The sequence below is a fragment of the Saccharomonospora iraqiensis subsp. iraqiensis genome, assembly GCF_000430445.1.
Taxonomy (GTDB): domain Bacteria; phylum Actinomycetota; class Actinomycetes; order Mycobacteriales; family Pseudonocardiaceae; genus Saccharomonospora; species Saccharomonospora iraqiensis.
Genome location: NZ_KE387041.1, coordinates 10,390 through 12,664 on the forward strand (window position 1 = coordinate 10,390; position 2,275 = coordinate 12,664).

Below are 2,275 nucleotides of genomic sequence, written 5' to 3' on the forward strand. Positions count from 1 at the left end.
ACGGGCGACTCCCCCGCCGCGCGGGCCCGTGCGCTCACCGCGCCCGCCGACCCGGCCGGGGCCGAGCAACCCGGACCGGCCGAACAGCAGGCCGAGACCCCACCGGACCCGAAGGCGAAGCGCCGCAAACGTTTTCGGCTGCTGTCCGCGTTCGGGCTCGCGGTGGTGCTGCTCGCGGCCACGGGGCTGGCCACCCGCTACTTCGTGCTCGGCCAGTACTACGTCGGCGCGGACGACGGCGAGGTCGTCATCCATCAGGGTGTCCCCGGCAGCATCCTCGGTTTCGACCTGCACCGCCGGGCGGAGGGCTCCTGCCCCCCGGAGGCCTCGATGTGCGATCCACTGCGCCTGCGGGACCTCGAACAGCACGCCCGGGAGGCCGTGCGCAACGGCGTCAACCGCGAGAACCTCGACGAGTCGCGCTCCTACATCAACTCGCTGCGCCGCAACAACATGCTCGAACCGTGCGACGACACGTCCGGGTCGGTCCAGGGCGGCGGATTCGGCGGTGTCGAGCAGGGTGGTGGCACCGACCAGGATCCCGCGGGACAGGACTCCACCGAACAGAACTCCGCCGGACAGACCTCCGTGCCCGCCACCGGCGGGAACGACGGCTCCACAGGGGACGACGGTTCCACCGGGGACGCCGACACGGAACCGACCGGGACGGGCGCGGAACGGCACGAGGGCGGTCAGCGGCCGGGTGTGGACTGCCGTCCGGTGCCCGACTCGGGCGGTAACTGATGGCGGCACCCGCGGCGAACTCCGGTGCGGCGGCCCAGTACACGACCAACCCGCCGCGTGAGCTGCCGACCCGGCGTGGCACCGAACTGGGACTGCTCACCTTCGCGGCGGTCATCGTCACCTCGGCGTTCGTGCTGGTGCAGGCCAACCAGGAGCAGGAGCTGTCCTGGTCGGTGGTCTGGTACGGCCTCGCCTATCTCGCGATCTTCGCCGTGGCACACCTGGCGGTCCGCCGGTGGGCCACCTACGCGGACCCGCTGATCCTCCCGTGCGTCGCGCTGCTCAACGGGCTCGGACTGGTGATGATCTACCGGATCGACCTCGCCGAGGCCCAGCAGGCGTTGGCGGCCGGGGAGGAGGCCGCGGGCAACGCGCCCCGGCAGGTGCTGTTCACGGTGATGGCGCTGGCGCTGTTCCTGGCGCTGCTGGTCGTCGTCCCGGACCATCGCGCGTTGACCCGCTACGCCTACATCTCCGGACTCGTCGGACTGGTCGCGCTGGCCCTGCCCGCCGTGCTGCCGAGCTCGATCTCCGAGGTCAACGGCGCGAAGGTGTGGCTGAAACTTCCCGGCTTCTCCATCCAACCCGGGGAGTTCGCCAAAATCCTTCTGATGATCTTCTTCGCGTCGTTCCTGGTGTCGAAACGGGACCTGTTCATGACGGCGGGGAAGCGGATCGCCGGGGTGGAACTCCCCCGCGCGCGCGACCTGGGGCCGATCATCATCGCCGCGCTGGCCTGTCTCGGCATCCTCGTGTTCGAGAAGGATCTCGGCACCGCGCTGCTGTTCTTCGGCATCGTGCTGGTGATGCTCTACGTCGCCACCGAGCGGATCATCTGGGTCGTGCTCGGTCTGAGCATGTTCGCGGTCGGCGGACTGATCGCCTATGCGCTGTTCACCCACGTGCAGCAGCGCATCGCGAACTGGATCGACCCCCTGGCCACCTACGACGAGGCCGGTGGCGGGTACCAGATCGCGCAGGCGCTGTTCGGACTCGCCACCGGAGGCATGTTCGGCACCGGGCTCGGCTCCGGGCGGCCGGACACGGTGCCGGAGGCACACACCGACTTCATCAGTGCCGCCATCGGTGAGGAGCTCGGTTTCGTCGGGCTCGCGGCCACGCTCATGGTGTACCTCCTGCTCGCCATGCGGGGCATGCGCAGCGCGCTGGCCGTACGCGACACCTTCGGCAAACTGCTCGGCGGCGGGCTCTCGTTCGCGATCGTCATGCAGGTCTTCGTGATCGTCGGCGGGGTCACCAAGCTCATCCCGATGACCGGTGTGACCACCCCGTTCATGTCGGCGGGCGGATCGTCCCTGCTGGCCAACTACATCCTGGTGGCGTTGCTGCTGCGCATCTCGGACGCGGCCCGGCGTCCGCAACAGCCCCCGAAGCCGAAACCGCAGGTCCAGCAGGCGCCACTGGCCGACGCCCACACGGTCATGGTCCAACGTCCCGCCGGCGGGGCCGCGCCCGATCCGCACGGCCCGTCGGACGGCGGCGCCCCCGCACCGGGAGCCACACCGGCGCC

At 70.3% G+C, this 2,275-nt stretch carries 1 protein-coding gene and 1 pseudogene; both read left to right on the forward strand.

Annotated features, from left to right (window positions below; genetic code table 11):
• Positions 1-744: pseudogene (locus ACTIR_RS0102895) on the forward strand (protein phosphatase); the annotation flags it as partial.
• Positions 744-2,275 (forward strand): FtsW/RodA/SpoVE family cell cycle protein (locus ACTIR_RS21335; protein ID WP_065388533.1); only part of this gene is annotated, 1,532 nt, incomplete at its 3' end. The pseudogene ACTIR_RS0102895 and the gene ACTIR_RS21335, both read left to right, overlap by 1 nt.